Raw genomic sequence first — 16940 nt, 5'->3', positions numbered from 1 at the left:
AACCCGGGCCGCCTCGGGTTTTTCGCCCCTTTCGGGGGCCGGCGTCGCGCGCCGGCGCTCGAGCGTGCGAATCGCCATAAAAACGCCAAAGGGGCGTCGCGCCCCTTGGTGTGTCCGGCGAGTCGTGCGCGTCAGATGCGCATCGGCATCACCACGTACTTGAATTCATCGTTCTCGGGCACGGTGATGAGGGCGCTCGAACTCGCGTCGCCGAGGCTCACCTGGACGGTGTCGACCTTCAGGTTCGCGAGCACGTCGAGCAGATACGTGACGTTGAAGCCGATGTCGACGGTGTCGCCCTGGTAGGCGATTTCCAGTTCTTCCTGCGCCTCTTCCTGGTCGGCGTTCGTCGACATGATCTTCAACTGGCCGGGCGCGATGATGCAGCGCACGCCCTTGAACTTGTCGGACGTGAGGATCGCCGCGCGCTGCAGCGAGCGCTGCAGCTCTTCGCGGCCGATCTCGAACGTGTTCTTGTGCGCTTTCGGGATCACGCGCTGGAAGTCGGGGAACTTGCCCTCGACGAGCTTCGACACCAGCTCGACCTGGCCGAACGTGAACTTCGCCTGCGTTTGCGCGATGTCGATCTTGACCGTGTCGTCGATGTCCTCGAGCAGGCGCTGCAGCTCGAGAATCGTCTTGCGCGGCACGATCACTTCCTGGCGGCCGAACGCGCCTTCGATCTTCATCGACGAGAACGCGAGGCGGTGGCCGTCGGTCGCCACCGCCATCAGGCGGTCGCCGTCCACGACGAGCAGCATCCCGTTCAGGTAGTAGCGGATGTCCTGCTGCGCCATCGCGAAGTACACCATGCCGAGCAACTGGCGGAACGCCTTCTGCGGAACGGCGAGGCTCGCGCCGAAATCCTTCGATTGCGCGACGGTCGGGAACTCGTCGGCCGCGAGCGTCTGCAGTGCGAAACGGCTCTTGCCGGACTGGACCGTCAGGCGCTTGTCGGCGAGCGACAGCGTGACCTGGCCGTCCGGCATCGCGCGCAGGATGTCGAGCAGCTTGCGGGCCGCGACGGTCGTCGCGACCTGGTCGCCGCCGACGCCGAAATCGGCGCGCGTCGTGATCTGGAGCTCGAGGTCGGTCGACAGGAACGACACGTCCGGGCCGTTCTTCGTGATCAACAGATTGGCGAGGATCGGCAACGTGTGGCGGCGTTCGACGATACCGCTCACGGTTTGCAGCGGCCTAAGGAGGGTGTCTCGTTCGGTCTTGACCAGTTGCATAGAGTTCCTTCGTTCAATTAACGGCCTGCAAGCCTCGCAGCGCCTGGCCGGGCGGGCCGTCGGCCCGCCGCCGGCCGGGCGGTCAAACCAGTATTGTGCCTCAAAACCGAACCGCCCCTTTTAAATTGGGGCGGCTCCGCGATTCTCAAGCGCTCGCGCGCATCAGCCCTTGAGCGTCTGCTCGAGCACGTGCAACTCGTGGTTGAGCTGCGCGTCCTTGCCGCGTTCGTCGGCGATCTTGCGCACCGCGTGCAGCACGGTCGTGTGATCGCGCCCGCCGAACAGCTCGCCGATTTCGGGCAGGCTCTTCTGCGTGAGCTCCTTCGCGAGATACATCGCGATCTGCCGCGGCCGCGCGATGTTCGCGGGGCGCTTCTTCGAATACATGTCGGCGACCTTGATGTTGTAGAAATCGGCGACCGTCTTCTGGATGTTCTCGACCGAGATCTGCCGGTTCTGCACGGTGAGCAGATCCTTCAACGCCTCCTTTGTCAGCTCGATCGTGATCTCGCGGCCGTGGAATTTCGAGTACGCGAGGATCTTGCGCAGCGCGCCTTCGAGCTCGCGCACGTTCGAGCGCAGATGCTTCGCGACGAAGAACGCGACATCTTCCGACAGGCTCACGCCTTCCGATTGCGCCTTGCGCATCAGGATCGCGACGCGCATTTCGAGCTCGGGCGGTTCGATCGCGACGGTCAGGCCCGAATCGAAGCGCGAGATCAGGCGATCGTCGATGCCGGAGATCTCCTTCGGATAGGTATCGCTCGTGATGATTACCTGCGCCTTGTTCGCGACGAGCGCTTCGAACGCGTAGAAGAATTCCTCCTGCGTGCGCGACTTGCCGGAGAAGAACTGGATGTCGTCGATGAGGAGCAGGTCGAGCGAATGATAGTAGCGCTTGAAATCGTCGAACGCCTTGCGCTGGTACGCCTTCACGACATCGGACACGTACTGCTCCGCGTGGATGTAGCGGATGCGCGCGCCCGGCTTGTCGAGCAGCAACTGGTTGCCGATCGCATGGATCAGGTGGGTCTTGCCGAGGCCGACGCCGCCGTACAGGAACAGCGGGTTGTACGAGATGCCCGGATTGTCGGCCACCTGGATCGCCGCCGCGCGCGCGAGCTGGTTCGCCTTGCCGGTGACGAAGTTGTCGAACGTGAGCACGGGGTTGAGCTTCGAGCGCTCGTACATCGAGTCGGCGGCTTCGCTGTTCGCGCTCGCCGCGCCGGGGCGCCACGTGCGGCGGCCGGCCGCCGCTTCGTGCGCGGTGAGGCTCGGCAGATCGAGGTCGGCGGCTTCGTCGGCGTTCAGCGCGGCGGCGTTCGCCTTGGCCGCTTGCGCGGCGGCGACGGCCGCCGCGGTGGCGGCGTTCATGCCGGCGGGCGCGGGTGCGTTCGCATCGGCGGCGCCCGCCGGCACGGGGCCGGCCGTAACCGGAGCGGGATTCGCCGCCGACAGCGGGGCGCGGGGCGCGAGCGGCGCCGCGCCGGCGGCGCTGCGCTGGCCCGCCTTCGGATCGAGCACGAATTGCACGTCGATCGGCGCGTTCCAGAAATCCCGGGCCAGATCGGAGATCCGGCCCGAGAACTGGCTCTTGACCCAATCGAGCTTGAAGCGGTTCGGTGCGGCGATCGACAGCGTGTTCGCAGCGGCATCGAAGGCGACCGGGGCCAAGGGTTTGATCCACGTCACGTACTGTTGGGGCGTCAATTCACGCTCCAATAGCGCGGAACAGTGTTGCCAGAAATCGTTCATCGAAGAGCTGTCGTTGTTTCGTTTGCACGCGCGGCGCGCGGCCGCCCTTGTCGCGGATGCGCAACAAGGCCCGGTGCGGCCGTGCGGACGTGCCTCGGACGCTTGCGCGACAAGGGTTTGAGCGCAGGCGCGAGCCGAGGCGGCGTGCGGGATTCTTGGAGATAAGGCGAGATTCTACCGCCAAACGGAGTGCGCGCGGGAGTTATCCACAGGGGCGAATGGCCGGTGGGGCGCGATCGCCGCAGCGCGGCGGAGCCGGGGAACGACCCGGCCGAAGTAGCCTAGGCGTGCCTCTAACGTATTGACCGCCAAGAGAAAAACAGTTTAAATAGCGGGTTCCGCGAAAACCAATCCTGTTATTTTCGGCGATTGCGTTCGCCCGGTTGCCTCGAAAGAGAGGGCACGCGGTCCCTGATTCCCGATATTCTCGAACAAGTGAGAGCAACATGAAACGTACCTACCAACCTTCCGTGACGCGCCGCAAGCGCACCCATGGCTTCCGCGTGCGCATGAAGACGGCCGGCGGCCGCAAGGTCATCAACGCCCGCCGCGCGAAGGGCCGCAAGCGTCTCGCCATCTAAGGGCGGGTTGCGCGCCGTGTCCGCCGTCCGCAGCGATGCGGGCGAGGCAGCCGCTGTCCCGGGTTCGATTCCGTTGCAAGCGTCCGCCGCCTTCCCCAAAGCTGCGCGACTTCTGAAAACGGATGAATTTTCATCCGTTTTTCGTTTGCGCCCGTGGCGGCGCAGCGCGCACTTCGTGATCTACGGCAAGCCGACGGGGCACGAAGCGCGTCTTGGGCTCGTCATCGGCAAGAAGTACGCTGCGCGTGCGGTGACGCGCAATCTGGTCAAGCGGCTCGCCCGCGAAGCGTTTCGCACGCGTCGCGCCGAGTTCGCCGGCTGGGACATTCTGCTGCGCCTGCATACGCGCTTCGACAAGAAGGCGATGCCGAGCGCCGCATCCGCGCCGCTCGCGGCGCTGTGCGCGGGCGAGATCCGCGAGCTGCTCGACCGGGCAGCCCGGGAGATTGCCCGGCGCAACGGGGCGAAGCCCGCGTCCGAGTGACGCGCCGACGCCCGTCGCGGACGGCCTCCGATCCGTCCGCCCGATTGGCTCGAACGCGGCGCAACGGCGCCGCCACTGCTATGCAAACGGTTCTGATCGCGTTGCTGCGCTTCTACAAGCTTGCCGTGAGCCCGCTGCTCGGCAGCCGATGCCGTTTTTATCCCTCCTGTTCGGATTACGCGCGCGAGGCAATCCAGTATCATGGCGCCGCGCGCGGCACTTACCTTGCCGCCAGGCGCCTGTGCCGATGCCATCCGTTCTCCGCGGGCGGCGTCGACCTCGTCCCGCCGCCCAACTCCGACGCACGTAACGCTCCTCACGAAGCTGAGGCGTCGTCCCATCGACTCTGAGACAACGCATGGATATCAAACGCACCGTCCTATGGGTGATCTTCTTCATGTCAGCGGTCATGCTGTTCGACAACTGGCAACGGTCCCACGGACGCCCGTCGATGTTCTTCCCGAACGTCACGCAGACGAACACCGCGTCGAACGCAACTAACGGTGCTGGCGCATCGGGCGCGAGCGCGGCGGCGGTGAACGCGCTGCCGGCGGCCGCGACGGGCGCGGCTCCCGCGACGACGGCGCCCGCGGCGCAGGCGCAGCTCGTGCGCTTCTCGACCGACGTCTACAACGGCGAGATCGACACGCGCGGCGGCACGCTCGCGAAGCTGACGCTGACGAAGGCGGGCGACGGCAAGCAGCCCGACCTGTCGGTGACGCTGTTCGACAACGCGGCGAACCACACGTACCTCGCACGCACGGGCCTCCTCGGCGGCGACTTCCCGAACCACAACGACATCTACGCGCAAGTGGCCGGCCCGACGTCGCTCTCGGCCGGCCAGAACGCGCTGAAGCTGTCGTTCGAATCGCCGGTGAAGGGCGGCGTGAAGGTGGTGAAGACGTACACGTTCACGCGCGGCAGCTACGTGATCGGCGTCGACACGAAGATCGAGAACGTCGGCACCGCGCCCGTCACGCCGAGCGTGTACATGGAGCTCGTGCGCGACAACACGTCGGTCGAGACGCCGATGTTCTCGCACACGTTCCTCGGGCCGGCGGTGTACACGGATCAGAAGCACTTCCAGAAGATCACGTTCAGCGACATCGACAAGAACAAGGCCGATTACGTCCCGTCCGCCGACAACGGCTGGATCGCGATGGTTCAGCACTACTTCGCGTCCGCGTGGATACCGCAGGCGGGCGCGAAGCGCGACATCTACGTCGAGAAGATCGACCCGACGCTGTACCGCGTCGGCGTGAAGCAGCCGGTCGCGGCGATCGCGCCGGGCCAGTCGGCCGACGTGTCCGCGCGTCTGTTCGCCGGTCCGGAAGAAGAGCGGATGCTTGAAGGCATCGCGCCGGGGCTCGAGCTCGTGAAGGACTACGGCTGGGTGACGATCATCGCGAAGCCGCTGTTCTGGCTGCTCGAGAAGATCCACGGCTTCGTCGGCAACTGGGGCTGGGCGATCGTGCTGCTCACGCTGCTGATCAAGGCGGTGTTCTTCCCGCTGTCGGCGGCGAGCTACAAGTCGATGGCGCGGATGAAGGAAATCACGCCGCGGATGCAGGCGCTGCGCGAGCGCTTCAAGAGCGATCCGCAGAAGATGAACGCGGCGCTGATGGAGCTGTACAAGACCGAGAAGGTCAATCCGTTCGGCGGCTGCCTGCCGGTCGTGATCCAGATCCCGGTGTTCATCTCGCTGTACTGGGTGCTGCTCGCATCGGTGGAAATGCGTGGCGCGCCGTGGATTCTGTGGATTCACGACCTGTCGCAGCGCGACCCGTACTTCATCCTGCCGGTGCTGATGGCCGTGTCGATGTTCGTGCAGACGAAGCTGAACCCGACCCCGCCGGACCCGGTCCAGGCGAAGATGATGATGTTCATGCCGATCGCGTTCTCGGTGATGTTCTTCTTCTTCCCGGCCGGCCTCGTGCTGTACTACGTGGTGAACAACGTGCTGTCGATCGCGCAGCAGTACTACATCACGCGCACGCTCGGCGGCGCCGCGGCGAAGAAAAAAGCGAGCTGACGCCCGACCGGACGAACAAAGGGGCGATGCAGTTCGCCCCTTTTTCCAGCCGCTCCGGATAGCAGGACATCGTTTCGATCGAAGATACGAAAAAGCCGTCTGGTTCGTCAGGCGGCTTTTTCGTTCAGGCGGCGGCGTGGTCAGCGCTTCGACGTATCGCCGTAGAACTGCTCGATGAGTTCCTGCACCAGATAGCGATGATGCGGCGAGAGCGCCTCGATCTTCGATGCGAGCTCGATCGTCTCGGGCGTGGGCGGATACTTTTCGTCGCGCGGCAACGGCTGCGGCGTGGTGCGCGCCGCGCTCGGCGGCGGGCCATAGTGCAGCCAATGCAGGTCCACCCGAAGCCACTCGGCAAGCGTGCGAAGCTTGTCCGGCGTCGGAATCGTGCGGCCCGTCAGCCATTTGTGCGCGGTTTGCGGAGAAACCGGATGCTCGCCGTGATGACGCAAATTGAAATGCAAAGCGAGTTCCGTCGCGCCGGTCACTTTTTCTGGGCTGCGCAACAAGGCGAATTTGAGACGTTCGGTGAACGCCACTTTTTCTTCGAGTGTCGGCATGGCCAGATTGTGCAGTTCGACCGCTGCCAGGAAGACAACCAATCAGGTTATGTTTAGCCCAACTGAGTGACTGTTTAACTGGTGGATGCCAGAGGTTGCGATCGGCTGCGGGTGCGCTCATGCTTGCTGATCGGTGGTCGAGGTCGTTTCGCCGTCAGGACGCTTCGAATTCGTCACATCAATTGGTTAGCGCAACTAAGATAAACAAAAAATTGCGGAAAATGGCAGGGTGGAACGTTGTCCGCGCAATACTATTGCGCGGCCGGGCTACAATTCGGCATTCAAGGATATCTGCGGTTCTTTGGATTTCTATTTCATTTATTTCAGAATTTTTGCCATGCTCGCCACTGATTCCGATTCGATCGTCGCCATTGCCACCGCGTCCGGCCGAGGCGGAATCGGCGTCGTGCGCATCTCGTTCGGGCGAGCCGGAGAAGCGGCGGCGCTTGCGCTGAGCGAGGCGCTGTGCGGCGCGCGGCTCGCGCCGAGACATGCGAGCTACGTGCCGTTTCTCGACGGCGCGGGCGAGCCGCTCGACCGGGGCATCGCGCTCTATTTTCCCGCGCCGCATTCGTATACGGGCGAGCACGTGCTCGAACTGCAAGGCCACGGCGGGCCGATCGTGCTGCAGCTCGTGCTGCAGCGCTGCCTCGACGCGGGGCGCGCGTATGGCCTGCGGCTGGCAGGGCCGGGCGAATTCACGCGCCGCGCGTTCCTGAACGACAAGCTCGATCTTGCGCAGGCGGAGGCCGTCGCCGATCTGATCGAGGCGAGCACCGAGGCGGCCGCGCGCTCGGCGGGCCGCTCGCTCGACGGCGTGTTTTCGCGTGACGTCCATGTGCTCGTCGACGACGTGATCGCGCTGCGGATGCTCGTCGAGGCGACGCTCGACTTTCCGGAAGAGGAGATCGATTTTCTCGAGGCGGCCGATGCGCGCGGCAAGCTTGCGCACATCCGCGAGCGGCTCGCGCACGTGCTCGGCGACGCGCGGCAGGGGGCGCTGTTGCGCGAGGGGCTGTCGGTCGTGCTCGCCGGGCAGCCGAACGTCGGCAAGTCGTCGCTATTGAACGCGCTTGCGGGCGCGGAGCTCGCGATCGTCACGCCGATCGCCGGCACGACGCGCGACAAGGTCGCCCAGACGATCCAGGTCGAAGGCATTCCGCTGCACATCGTCGATACGGCCGGCTTGCGCGAGACGGAGGACGAGGTCGAGAAGATCGGCATCGCGCGCACGTGGGGCGAGATCGAGCGGGCCGACGTCGTGCTGCATTTGCTTGATGCGCGGAGCGGGCGCGGCCCGGACGACGAGGTGATCGCCGCGCGTTTTCCGGCCGGCGTGCCGGTCGTGCGCGTGCTGAACAAGACGGATCTGACGGATGCGCCGGCATCGGTTGCGCGAGTGGGCGGTGGCGCGGCGTGCGCGGATGTGTGCGAAGTGCGGCTGTCGGCGAAGCGCGGCGACGGGATCGATCTGCTGCGCGGCGAGCTGCTGCGGATCGCCGGGTGGCAGGCGGGCGCGGAGAGCGTGTATCTCGCGCGCGAGCGGCATCTGATTGCGCTGCGCGCGGCGCAGGCGCATCTCGCGCGGGCGGCCGGGCATGCGGATCAGAATGCTCAGGCGCTGGATCTTTTCGCCGAGGAACTGCGGCTCGCGCAGGAGCAGCTCAATTCGATCACCGGGGAGTTCACGTCTGATGATTTGTTGGGGGTGATTTTTAGTCGGTTTTGTATTGGTAAATAATCAGTTGCCTATCGTTGCCAAAGTTTCACACGCAATAAGCCGGAAAGCCCCGTCATATAAAGGTTTATCCCCAATATTCCCACAAGTTTACCAATCGACAGCCAGATGTTTTTGGCATACAGATGGCATACGAAGCGCGTCGTCGCGAAATTGTGTATGCCAATAGGGGAAGACCACGCCAAAAGTTGTTCAACCGCTGACCGATACCCGCGTCAAGGCATTACAACCAAAGGCCGCCCGCTATCCTGTCTCTGACGGAGGCGGCCTGATTTTGGAGGTGATGCCGTCAGGGTCAAAATTCTGGCGCTGCCGCTACTCACTCCATGGCAAGCGCCAGCCGCCCGTCACGATTGGCGAATATCCTGCAGTCAGCTTGGCGACTGCTCGCGAGCGCGCCCGCCGATATAAGGAGACCATGGCCGGTGGCGTTTCCCCTGTAGCCGCTCGATACCGTCCGCGAGTTCGCTGCGTACTGGCTAGAACAACAAATGGCGGACAAGTCGGCCGAGTATCAGCGGACGACGAAACGCGCACTTGGGAAGGACGTGTATCCGGCGATCGGCAGCAAGCCGGTTTCCGAGGTGACGCCCGGCGACGTGCTGGCGATCTGCGACCGGATCAAGAAGCGTGGAGCGCCGAGGATGCCGGCCGCCGCGGGCCAGTACACGATCGAAGCCGACGCGGCCAACGGAACGACGCGGCAGCAGCCGGTGAACATTACCGCGGGCTCGGTCTCGAACCTCAATTTCGGGTTCCGAACGTTCGGCAATACGAACGGAAGGGGCCGCGCCCCTTCCGCCTCTATCACTAACGGGGAAACAACATGAAGAAAATCATCATCGCATTGGCGGTTTCCGCAGGTGTCCTGAGCGGCTGCGCCGTCTATGTTCCGGATCAGCCTGGCGTCATCATGGCGCCCCAGGGAGGCCCGGGCAACGGCTTCTGCCCGCCGGGGCAGGCGAAGAAAGGAAACTGCTGATTTCCGCGATTTTTGCGGACCCAAGGCGCCTTCGAGCACTTTTTTTATGCCGGAAACGCGGGGCATCGATGGTCGGCAACGGTGCGCGTCGCATTGGCGCGCGCCGGCTCGCCGCGCGATGTGCGATGCCGGAAAAGCAAACGCCGGCCCCGGCTTGTCGCCGAATTCGGCGCGGCGAACGATTCATCCGGGCGAAGCGCATGAGCTTACGCGGCGCGCGCTTGCCATCGCCGCCCGCCGTGCGCTTGCGCGGCGGACGTCTCCTCCTCGTACGCGGCAAATCCGCGCGGCCGGTGCGCGGACGACTCGACGTCGTCAGTGCCCTCGCCGCAGGAGCCGCCACGGGTGGCGCCAGTCGACATGCGGCGTGTGCTCGTCGCGCGGATGCTGCAGGCGGTGCTCCTGCCAGAGTTCGTCGGAGTACAGCACCGCGACGATGAGAAGCGGCAGCACGAGAAAAACGCCCAGTATCACTTGCTCGATCACGATAGCCTCCATCGCGGGGCGGGAACCCTCGATTCATTTTAGGCTCTGTATCAAAGCCCACAGTCATTTTCCGCCGACGCATCCTTCGACGCACTCCGCGCTTGCACGGGTGTCCATACCGCCCCATGCCACCCCCGAATGACTCAAGGACATCATCATGCAAATCCAGAACGAACAACACACGCTCGCGCTGAGGCCGCTCGAGCGCCAGGACCTGCGTTTCGTCCACGAACTGAACAACGACGCGAAGATCATGCGTTACTGGTTCGAAGAGCCGTATGAAACGTTCACCGAGCTGTCGCAACTGTATGACCAGCACGTGCACGACCAGCGCGAGCGCCGTTTCGTCGCGTTCGATTCCGATGGCGAGCTCGTCGGTCTCGTCGAGCTGATCGAGCTCGACTACATTCACCGCCGCGGCGAGTTCCAGATCATCATCGCGCCGAACCGGCAAGGTCGCGGCCACGCGACGCGCGCAACCCGGCTCGCGGTCGAATATGCGTTCAAGGTGTTGAACCTGCGCAAGCTGTATTTGATCGTCGACAAATCGAACGCCGCCGCGATCCGGGTTTACGAGAAATGCGGTTTCAAGCACGAGGCCGAGCTGATCGAAGAGTTTTTCGGCAACGGCCAGTATCACAATGCATTGAGAATGTGCATTTTCCAGCGTGATTATTTCGCCGCCCAGCAAGGCGCGGAATTGCACGGGCACGAATAAGGCCGGCCGGCATGCATGCCGGTGCGCCGCGCCAGCCGGGCGCGGCCCGTATCGCGACAGGACGGATGCCGGGTGCGAATGCGCCTGGCATTTTTTTTGTATTTTGCAGAACAAAGGATTTTGATGTGGCGGCGCGAGATTTTTCGATGACTTTATGTGCGGCGCATCACATCGATAACCGACTGCTTTTGGATTATCCATCTCGTTCATCGTGAAAAAACGCGCGCAACCGAAAGGCTTGCGGGACAAGACCTTTGGGCATCCGAAAAATCGGGATGACGCATGTATGGCGCGGCGGCGGGCGCCGCGAGCGGGGTTGCGCAACGGGTGCGGCAATTCGTCGCTATTGCGGTCGCACAACGAATGTGCTTGCGATCGCCCTTGCTTCTTCTAGTATGAAAAAGTGTGAGTCGACGCAAGCCTTTAAATACATAGCTAACCCGAGCTCATGACCCGAGCGAATGGGAGACACGACATGATGAAGCGTACCGGTCTTTTTCTGGCACTGACGAGCGGCATCGTTGCGGTTTCGGTGGCGCAGGCGGACAGCGGCGCATTGCTCAAGCCGCAGCAGGAGATCCAACTGACGAAAAACGCGTGGGGGTGTCTGTCGAAAGACAATCTGGACTCCGTACTGAGCCACGAGCGTGACGGCAAGTCGCAAGCGAAGCAGCAATACTTCGACGACTACCGGTGCCTGTCGGTGCCCGAGGGCCAGCGCTTCCGGGTCGTCAGCGTCGACAAGGGCGACGTGCAGTTCGTGAGCGCCGAGAACAGCGACCAGCAAGGTCTCTGGGCCGACGCGCGCTTCATCAAGCAGTAACGCGATCGCGTTTGCGTCCGCGGTCCGAGCCGACGCGCGGGCGCGACGGAATCGAGCGGCCCGGCGTCAGTCGGGCCGTCTTGCGTTTACGGCCATTGCTCGCCGCCGTTGCCGACGGCAACTCCGAGCGACGTCGCGCTTGCATCGCGCATTCGGTATCATCACGCCCCGAACCGAATCAACGGCCCCCGCGGGCCCCGATGCCGAATGGCGATCAAATCGACGATCTACAAGGCGGAGCTGCAAATCGCCGACATGGACCGGCACTATTATGCCGATCACTCGCTCACCGTCGCCCGTCACCCGTCCGAAACGGACGAGCGGATGATGGTGCGCATTGCCGCGTTCGCGCTGTTTGCGCACGAGCGGCTCGAGTTCTGCAAGGGACTGTCGGATACCGACGAGCCCGATCTCTGGCAAAAGGACCTGACGGGGGCGATCGAAGCGTGGATCGACGTCGGGCAGCCCGACGAGCGCCGCATCGCGAAGGCGAGCGGCCGCGCCGAGCGCGTGAACGTGATCGCGTACGGCGGACGCACGTCCGACATCTGGTGGCAGGGCGTGCGCGGCAAGGTCGAGCGGTTGCGCAACGTGCAGGTGATGTCGCTCGCCGACGGCGTTGCGGCGGCGCTGGGCGGCATCGCCGAGCGCACGATGCGCCTGCAGTGCACGATCCAGGACGGCGCCGCATGGCTGTCGAGCGCGACGCACGATCCGGTCGCGATCGAATGGACGGTGTTGAAGGCGCGCGAGGACGCCTGAGCGGGCGCGAAGCGATGGGTCGTGCTTGGCGGCCGGATCGCGGGTCGTTCGCCGGAGGAGTCTCATCTTTGCGGCTTGCAGCGCTGGGTGCCCGGGCATCCCGTTTCGCCGGCTCACGCGTTCGCCCTCAGGGCGCGACGGTCTCCGGCGGGCCCTTCAGTTCGACCATGTTGCCTTCCGGATCGAACAGATAGATCGACGGCCCGTAGCCGTCCGCGCCATAGCGCCGCGCCTCGTCGCCCGGCCTCGCGCCATGTGCGATGAGGTGCGCGTGCAGCGCGGCCGCATCGAACGGCTCGACGCGCAGACACAGATGATCCATGTTCCGACCCTTCCCGGGCGCCCCGCTGTCCGCCCGGTCGATTGGCGAGCCGACCGCGAGCAGGTCGATCAGCGAGCGCCCGGCGCGCAATTGAACGAGTCCCAATTCCCGCTGCTCCTTTTCGACATGGCAGCCGAGCACGTCGCAATAGAAGCGGGTCATCGCCGCCAGGTCGGCGGCGCGCAGCACCACGTGATCGATCTCGTGGATGTGGAATTTCATCGGGAACGTCTCCTTCGAGAGGAAAGTCCTACCGAGTGTAGACGGTCCGTGCGGCACATGGACGGACGCAAAATCGATGGACGAAAAAAAGCCCGCTCACATTCGAACGGGCTTAATCCATATCAGGAGGAGACATGGAGGAGACAGTTCCAACTATACACATCCGGATGGTGCGACGCAATATTCTTTGTGTAAAAAAACGTCAGGACGGCAATCTGTCGCATTCGCACTGCAGCAAAATGGGGCCGAGGCGGCGCTCGTGCCTCGATTGCGGCAACAAATCCGACGATTGTGTCGTTCGTGTGACGGCGGCTCGAATGAGAGCGCAAGAAACAGCGCGTATGCGCGCCGGGCGACGCCTACAGTGACCGGCATCCGTTCCGCCTTTGCGAGGTCATCATGAAGCAGCCAGCCTACTCGACCGACGATGCGCGCTGGGCCGCGCTCGTCTCGCGCGACGCCGATGCCGACGGCGCGTTCTGTTACGCGGTCAGGACGACCGGCGTGTTCTGCCGGCCGTCGTGCGCGTCGCGGCTGCCGAGGCGCGAGAACGTGTCGTTCTTCGCCGACACGGGCGCCGCGCGCGCGGCAGGCTATCGTCCGTGCAAGCGCTGTCAGCCCGAGGGATTGCCGCGCGAGCTCGAAATCGTCCATCGCGCGTGCGCGGTGCTCGACGCGCATCGTCAGGACCGCTTCACGCTCGCGCAACTGAGCGACGCCGTTCACGTGAGCCCGTTTCATCTTCAACGGCTGTTCAAGCGCGTCGTCGGCGTGTCGCCGCGCCAATACCAGGCCGCGCAGCGCGGCGCCGCATTGCGCGACGCGTTGCAAAGCGGCGCCGCCGTCACGCGCGCGGCCGTAGACGCGGGCTTCAATTCACCGTCGCGGCTCTACGAATCGGTGCCGCGCGAGCTCGGCATGTCGCCATCCGCGTTTCGCCGCAAGGGTGCCGGCCTGAAGATCGATTACGCGACGGCCGATACGCGGCTCGGCGTCGTGCTCGTCGCGGCGACGAGCAAGGGCATCTGCAAGATTGCGTTCGGGCACGCCGCGACGCCGCTCGTCGACGAGCTCCGAACGGCGTTCGCGAACGCGCAGATCGCCGAGTCGGTAGAGCGGATCGCGCCGTTCATCGCGCAGGTCGATGCGTATCTGAACGGCACGCGCCGGCGCTTCGAACTGCCGCTCGATCTCGCCGCGACCGAATTCCAGCAGCGTGTGTGGGATGCGTTGCGTCGGATTCCTTACGGCGAGACGCGCAGCTACACGCAGATCGCCGAGGCGCTCGGCGCGCCGCGCGCGGTGCGGGCGGTCGCGAGCGCGTGCGCGTCGAATCCGGTTGCGCTCGCGATTCCGTGCCACCGCGTCGTGCAGAAGGGCGGTTCGCTCGCCAGCTACCGGTGGGGCTTGCCGCGCAAGGCGGCGCTCCTCGATGCCGAAGCGCAGCGCGCGGCGGGCGAATCCGTCGGGCTCGTCGTGGACGACGCAGCTTGAGCGCCGCCGTCGAATCGGCCGTCATGCGGCCCGGCAGCGTCGCGCTCGAGCTGCCGTTCAAATCCCCATACGATTGGCCGCGCGTGCTGCGCTTCTTCGCGGGGCGCGCGATTCCGGGCGTCGAGGCGGTCGAGGACGGCGCGTACCGGCGCACGGTCGATTATCGCGGCGCGAGCGGCACATTGACGGTGCGCAGGCATCCGCGCAAGCGCTGTCTCGTCGCGCTCGTCGAGGGCGACGCGGCGCGGCACGCAGACGCCGCATTCGCCGCGCGGCTCGCGACGATGCTCGATCTGCGCGCCGATCCCGCCGCGATCGGCGCGCATCTCGCGCGCGACGCGTGGCTCGCGCCGCTCGTCGACGCCGCGCCCGGCCTGCGTGTGCCGGGCGCGTGGTCGGGCTTCGAGCTGATCGTGCGGGCGATCGTCGGCCAGCAGGTGAGCGTGAAGGCCGCGACGACGATCGTCGGGCGGCTCGTCGAGCGCGCGGGCGAGAGGCTCGGCGCGCACGCGTCGGGCCCGGCCGGCTGGCGGTTTCCGGAGCCTGCGGCGCTTGCCGCGTGCGACTTGTCGCGGATCGGGATGCCGGGCAAGCGTGCGGCGGCGCTGCAGGGCGTCGCGCGCGCGGTCGCCGCGGGTGACGTGCCGCTCGATGCGTACGCGACCGACCCGGCCGGCGTGCGCGCCGCGCTGCTCGCGCTGCCGGGGATCGGCCCGTGGACCGTCGAATACGTCGCGATGCGCGCATGGCGCGATGCCGACGCATGGCCCGCGACCGACCTCGTGCTGATGCAGGCGATCGTCGCGCGCGACCCGGCGCTCGACCGGCCGGCGAGCCAGCGCCTTCGCTCCGATGCGTGGCGGCCGTGGCGCGCGTATGCGGCGATGCATTTGTGGAACGAGATCGCCGATCGCGCCGGTTCGGCGCGCGGCGGATAGGCGCGCGCGCCGTCCCGCGCGGCCGGCGCGAATCGTCAGGCAAGGCCGAAGGGCAGGTCAAGCGAGCCTTTCGGCGAGATGTTAAAGTGCCCGCTACTGTCAAATCCCGCCAGGTTGTCCGCGCGTGCCGCGGATCGCCGGGCCCGCACTTGCATCGATGCCGAACAACATGACTTCCCGCCAGACAGCCTTGTTGCACCAACGCCTTGCCGTGTTGAGCACGAGCCCGACGCGCGAGCAACTGCCTGACGGCCTGCGCGGCATCGAGAAGGAAAGCCTGCGCGTGACGCGCGACGGGATGATCGCGTTTACGCCGCATCCGCGTGCGCTCGGATCGGCGCTCACGCATCCGGCGCTGACGACCGATTATTCGGAGGCGCTCGTCGAGCTGATCACGCCAGCGGAGCGCGACGCCGCGACGACGCTCGAGCGGCTCGACGAACTGCATCGCTACGTCTATGCGTCGATCGGCGACGAGATGCTGTGGACGGACTCGATGCCGGGCCTGTTGCCCGCCGACGATGAAATCCCGATCGCGGACTACGGCACGTCGAACATCGGGCGGCTGAAGACCGTCTACCGGCGCGGCCTCGCGCATCGCTACGGCCGCACGATGCAGTGCATCGCGGGGATTCACTACAACTATTCGCTAAGCGAGGAAGTGTGGCGGCGGCTGCACGCGGAGGAAGGCTCGACCGCGAACCTCGTCGATTACCAGTCGGAGCGCTATCTCGCGCAGATCCGCAATTTCCGCCGCACGAGCTGGCTGCTGATGTACCTGTTCGGCGCGTCGCCCGCGCTCGATCTCGGTTTCCTGCGCGGCCGGGCGCACAAGCTCGACGCGTTCGACGCCGCGACGCTGTATCGCCCGCACGCGACGAGCCTGCGGATGAGCGACCTCGGCTACTCGAACACGACCGCGCAGGCGGCGCTGGAGGCCGACTACAACACGCTGTCCGGCTATCTCGACGCGCTGTCGAAGGCGGTCAGCGAGCCGTATCCGCCGTACGAGGCGATCGGCACGCACCGCGACGGCGAGTGGATTCAGATCAACACGAACGTGCTGCAGATCGAGAACGAGTTCTACTCGACGATCCGGCCGAAGCGCGTCACGTATTCGGGCGAGCGGCCGCTGCACGCGCTCGCGTCGCGCGGCGTCCAGTACATCGAGGTGCGCTGTCTCGACATCGATCCGTTCGAGCCGACGGGCATCGCGCTCGACACCGCGCGCTTCATCGACGCGTACCTGCTCGTCTGCGCGCTCGACGAGAGCGCGCCGCTCACGTGCGACGCGTATCGCGAGTCGAATGCGAACTTCGGCCGCGTGACGATGGAGGGGCGCAAGCCGGGGCTCGAGCTGACGCGCGACGGCGCGGCCGTGCCGATGCGCGCATGGGCGGGCGAGATCTTCGCGCAGATCGAAGCCGCGGGCCGCGTGCTCGACGACATCCGCGGCGGCGACGCCCATGCGCGCGCGATCGCCGCGCAGCGCGCGAAGCTCGACGATCCGGAGCTCACGCCTTCCGCGCGCGTGCTGCACGCGATGCGCGAGAACGGGCAGTCGTTCATCGAGTTCGCCCGCGCGCAAAGCGAAGCGCATGCGGCGTATTTCCGCGGCCGCCCGCTCGACGAGGCCGCGATGCGCGACGCGCGCTCGCTCGCCGAACGCTCGCTCGGCGAGCAAGCCGAGCTCGAAGCGAAGAACGCCGGCTCGTTCGACGCGTTCGTCGCCGCGTATCGCGCATATACGTTGAATCGCTTCAGCGTGTGACGAGCGGCGCGCGGCGTCGCGCGCCGTGCCGCGTGCG

The 16940-nt window shown here is 65.5% G+C and carries 18 protein-coding genes and 2 pseudogenes; 15 read left to right on the top strand and 5 right to left on the bottom strand.

Translation table 11 applies throughout. From position 1 onward, the window contains the following. Positions 1-131 precede the first annotated feature (131 nt). Both dnaN and dnaA read right to left on the bottom strand, forming a co-directional pair. Positions 132-1235 (bottom strand): DNA polymerase III subunit beta, encoded by a 1104-nt coding sequence (gene dnaN / locus WS92_RS28575; protein WP_006024054.1) that lies wholly within the window; start codon positions 1233-1235, stop codon positions 132-134. 162 nt (positions 1236-1397) lie between these two features. Beyond that, complete coding sequence (gene dnaA / locus WS92_RS28570) at positions 1398-2990, bottom strand: chromosomal replication initiator protein DnaA (protein ID WP_059933047.1); 1593 nt, start codon at positions 2988-2990, stop codon at positions 1398-1400. A 446-nt stretch (positions 2991-3436) separates the two neighbouring features. Here dnaA and rpmH point away from each other — a divergent pair, with 446 nt between their 5' ends. From rpmH to yidC, 4 genes are all read left to right on the top strand, one after another. Beyond that, on the top strand, positions 3437-3571 hold the full coding sequence (gene rpmH, locus WS92_RS28565; protein ID WP_004198824.1) for a 50S ribosomal protein L34: 135 nt from the start codon (positions 3437-3439) through the stop codon (positions 3569-3571). Between the two features lie 16 nt (positions 3572-3587). Continuing rightward, positions 3588-4055, top strand: a complete 468-nt coding sequence (rnpA, locus tag WS92_RS28560) for a ribonuclease P protein component (RefSeq protein ID WP_041861793.1) — start codon at positions 3588-3590, stop codon at positions 4053-4055. Positions 4056-4135: 80 nt separating this feature from the next. Further along, complete coding sequence (yidD, locus tag WS92_RS28555; RefSeq protein WP_004198815.1) at positions 4136-4405, top strand: membrane protein insertion efficiency factor YidD; 270 nt, start codon at positions 4136-4138, stop codon at positions 4403-4405. An 8-nt stretch (positions 4406-4413) separates the two neighbouring features. Further along, positions 4414-6087 carry a membrane protein insertase YidC gene (gene yidC, locus WS92_RS28550; RefSeq protein WP_059933044.1) on the top strand — a complete coding sequence of 558 codons (1674 nt, stop codon included), beginning with the start codon at positions 4414-4416 and terminating at the stop codon, positions 6085-6087. Positions 6088-6227: 140 nt separating this feature from the next. Here yidC and WS92_RS28545 read toward each other — a convergent pair whose 3' ends face one another. Continuing rightward, complete coding sequence (locus WS92_RS28545; RefSeq protein WP_009910915.1) at positions 6228-6647, bottom strand: helix-turn-helix domain-containing protein; 420 nt, start codon at positions 6645-6647, stop codon at positions 6228-6230. A 337-nt stretch (positions 6648-6984) separates the two neighbouring features. Here WS92_RS28545 and mnmE point away from each other — a divergent pair, with 337 nt between their 5' ends. The 4 genes and pseudogenes from mnmE (at position 6985) to WS92_RS28530 (ending at position 9367) form a co-directional block, all read left to right on the top strand. Next, the gene (gene mnmE, locus WS92_RS28540) at positions 6985-8388 is read left to right on the top strand and encodes a tRNA uridine-5-carboxymethylaminomethyl(34) synthesis GTPase MnmE (protein ID WP_059933190.1); all 1404 of its coding nucleotides are present in this window, start codon (positions 6985-6987) and stop codon (positions 8386-8388) included. Positions 8389-8584: 196 nt separating this feature from the next. Beyond that, positions 8585-9032: pseudogene (locus WS92_RS37320) on the top strand (integrase arm-type DNA-binding domain-containing protein); the annotation flags it as partial. Continuing rightward, positions 9033-9143 (top strand): annotated as a pseudogene (locus WS92_RS36855) (integrase); the annotation flags it as partial. It abuts the pseudogene before it with no gap. A gap of 68 nt (positions 9144-9211) precedes the next feature. After that, entirely contained in the window at positions 9212-9367 is a 156-nt protein-coding gene (locus tag WS92_RS28530; RefSeq protein ID WP_009902052.1) for a lipoprotein, read from the top strand. Positions 9368-9682: 315 nt separating this feature from the next. Here WS92_RS28530 and WS92_RS36015 read toward each other — a convergent pair whose 3' ends face one another. After that, a complete protein-coding gene (locus tag WS92_RS36015; protein WP_006024062.1) occupies positions 9683-9853 on the bottom strand; it encodes a hypothetical protein in 171 nt (56 codons plus the stop codon). A 157-nt stretch (positions 9854-10010) separates the two neighbouring features. Here WS92_RS36015 and speG point away from each other — a divergent pair, with 157 nt between their 5' ends. The 4 genes from speG (at position 10011) to WS92_RS28510 (ending at position 12156) form a co-directional block, all read left to right on the top strand. After that, the gene (gene speG, locus WS92_RS28520; RefSeq protein ID WP_006024063.1) at positions 10011-10571 is read left to right on the top strand and encodes a spermidine N1-acetyltransferase; all 561 of its coding nucleotides are present in this window, start codon (positions 10011-10013) and stop codon (positions 10569-10571) included. 11 nt (positions 10572-10582) lie between these two features. Next, positions 10583-10786: a hypothetical protein gene (locus WS92_RS33695; protein WP_080594873.1), complete on the top strand. Its 204-nt coding sequence runs from the start codon at positions 10583-10585 to the stop codon at positions 10784-10786. 260 nt (positions 10787-11046) lie between these two features. Beyond that, a complete protein-coding gene (locus WS92_RS28515) occupies positions 11047-11394 on the top strand; it encodes a surface attachment protein Sap1 (RefSeq protein ID WP_009910921.1) in 348 nt (115 codons plus the stop codon). A 207-nt stretch (positions 11395-11601) separates the two neighbouring features. Further along, positions 11602-12156, top strand: a complete 555-nt coding sequence (locus tag WS92_RS28510) for a YaeQ family protein (RefSeq protein ID WP_006024065.1) — start codon at positions 11602-11604, stop codon at positions 12154-12156. A gap of 127 nt (positions 12157-12283) precedes the next feature. On the opposite strand, the gene WS92_RS28505 is transcribed toward WS92_RS28510, so the two are convergent. Beyond that, a complete protein-coding gene (locus tag WS92_RS28505) occupies positions 12284-12700 on the bottom strand; it encodes a VOC family protein (protein WP_059933039.1) in 417 nt (138 codons plus the stop codon). Positions 12701-13099: 399 nt separating this feature from the next. On the opposite strand from WS92_RS28505, the gene ada reads away from it, so the two are divergent. The 3 genes from ada (at position 13100) to gshA (ending at position 16903) form a co-directional block, all read left to right on the top strand. Continuing rightward, positions 13100-14194 (top strand): bifunctional DNA-binding transcriptional regulator/O6-methylguanine-DNA methyltransferase Ada, encoded by a 1095-nt coding sequence (gene ada, locus WS92_RS28500; protein WP_059933038.1) that lies wholly within the window; start codon positions 13100-13102, stop codon positions 14192-14194. Positions 14195-14217: 23 nt separating this feature from the next. Beyond that, a complete protein-coding gene (locus WS92_RS28495) occupies positions 14218-15132 on the top strand; it encodes a DNA-3-methyladenine glycosylase family protein (RefSeq protein WP_231755967.1) in 915 nt (304 codons plus the stop codon). A 157-nt stretch (positions 15133-15289) separates the two neighbouring features. Continuing rightward, on the top strand, positions 15290-16903 hold the full coding sequence (gene gshA / locus WS92_RS28490; protein ID WP_059933034.1) for a glutamate--cysteine ligase: 1614 nt from the start codon (positions 15290-15292) through the stop codon (positions 16901-16903). Positions 16904-16940 lie beyond the last annotated feature (37 nt).

The organism is Burkholderia sp. MSMB1588 (assembly GCF_001546925.1).
GTDB classification, from domain to species: Bacteria; Pseudomonadota; Gammaproteobacteria; order Burkholderiales; family Burkholderiaceae; genus Burkholderia; species Burkholderia humptydooensis.
The sequence above is the reverse complement of the archived record's forward strand: the minus strand, read 5'-3'. Positions and strand labels throughout refer to the sequence as shown.

Bases quoted from the DNA above. Each gene is read 5' to 3' on its own strand.
- gshA (WP_059933034.1), top strand. From the start codon at position 15,290: ATGCCGAACAACATGACTTCCCGCCAGACAGCCTTGTTGCACCAACGC.
- WS92_RS28515 (WP_009910921.1), top strand. From the start codon at position 11,047: ATGATGAAGCGTACCGGTCTTTTTCTGGCACTGACGAGCGGCATCGTT.
- WS92_RS28530 (WP_009902052.1), top strand. From the start codon at position 9,212: ATGAAGAAAATCATCATCGCATTGGCGGTTTCCGCAGGTGTCCTGAGC.
- ada (WP_059933038.1), top strand. From the start codon at position 13,100: ATGAAGCAGCCAGCCTACTCGACCGACGATGCGCGCTGGGCCGCGCTC.
- yidC (WP_059933044.1), top strand. From the start codon at position 4,414: ATGGATATCAAACGCACCGTCCTATGGGTGATCTTCTTCATGTCAGCG.
- rpmH (WP_004198824.1), top strand. From the start codon at position 3,437: ATGAAACGTACCTACCAACCTTCCGTGACGCGCCGCAAGCGCACCCAT.
- WS92_RS33695 (WP_080594873.1), top strand. From the start codon at position 10,583: ATGCATGCCGGTGCGCCGCGCCAGCCGGGCGCGGCCCGTATCGCGACA.
- yidD (WP_004198815.1), top strand. From the start codon at position 4,136: ATGCAAACGGTTCTGATCGCGTTGCTGCGCTTCTACAAGCTTGCCGTG.
- dnaN (WP_006024054.1), bottom strand. From the start codon at position 1,235: ATGCAACTGGTCAAGACCGAACGAGACACCCTCCTTAGGCCGCTGCAA.
- WS92_RS28495 (WP_231755967.1), top strand. From the start codon at position 14,218: ATGCGGCCCGGCAGCGTCGCGCTCGAGCTGCCGTTCAAATCCCCATAC.
- WS92_RS28545 (WP_009910915.1), bottom strand. From the start codon at position 6,647: ATGCCGACACTCGAAGAAAAAGTGGCGTTCACCGAACGTCTCAAATTC.
- WS92_RS28505 (WP_059933039.1), bottom strand. From the start codon at position 12,700: ATGAAATTCCACATCCACGAGATCGATCACGTGGTGCTGCGCGCCGCC.
- mnmE (WP_059933190.1), top strand. From the start codon at position 6,985: ATGCTCGCCACTGATTCCGATTCGATCGTCGCCATTGCCACCGCGTCC.
- speG (WP_006024063.1), top strand. From the start codon at position 10,011: ATGCAAATCCAGAACGAACAACACACGCTCGCGCTGAGGCCGCTCGAG.
- WS92_RS28510 (WP_006024065.1), top strand. From the start codon at position 11,602: ATGGCGATCAAATCGACGATCTACAAGGCGGAGCTGCAAATCGCCGAC.
- dnaA (WP_059933047.1), bottom strand. From the start codon at position 2,990: ATGAACGATTTCTGGCAACACTGTTCCGCGCTATTGGAGCGTGAATTG.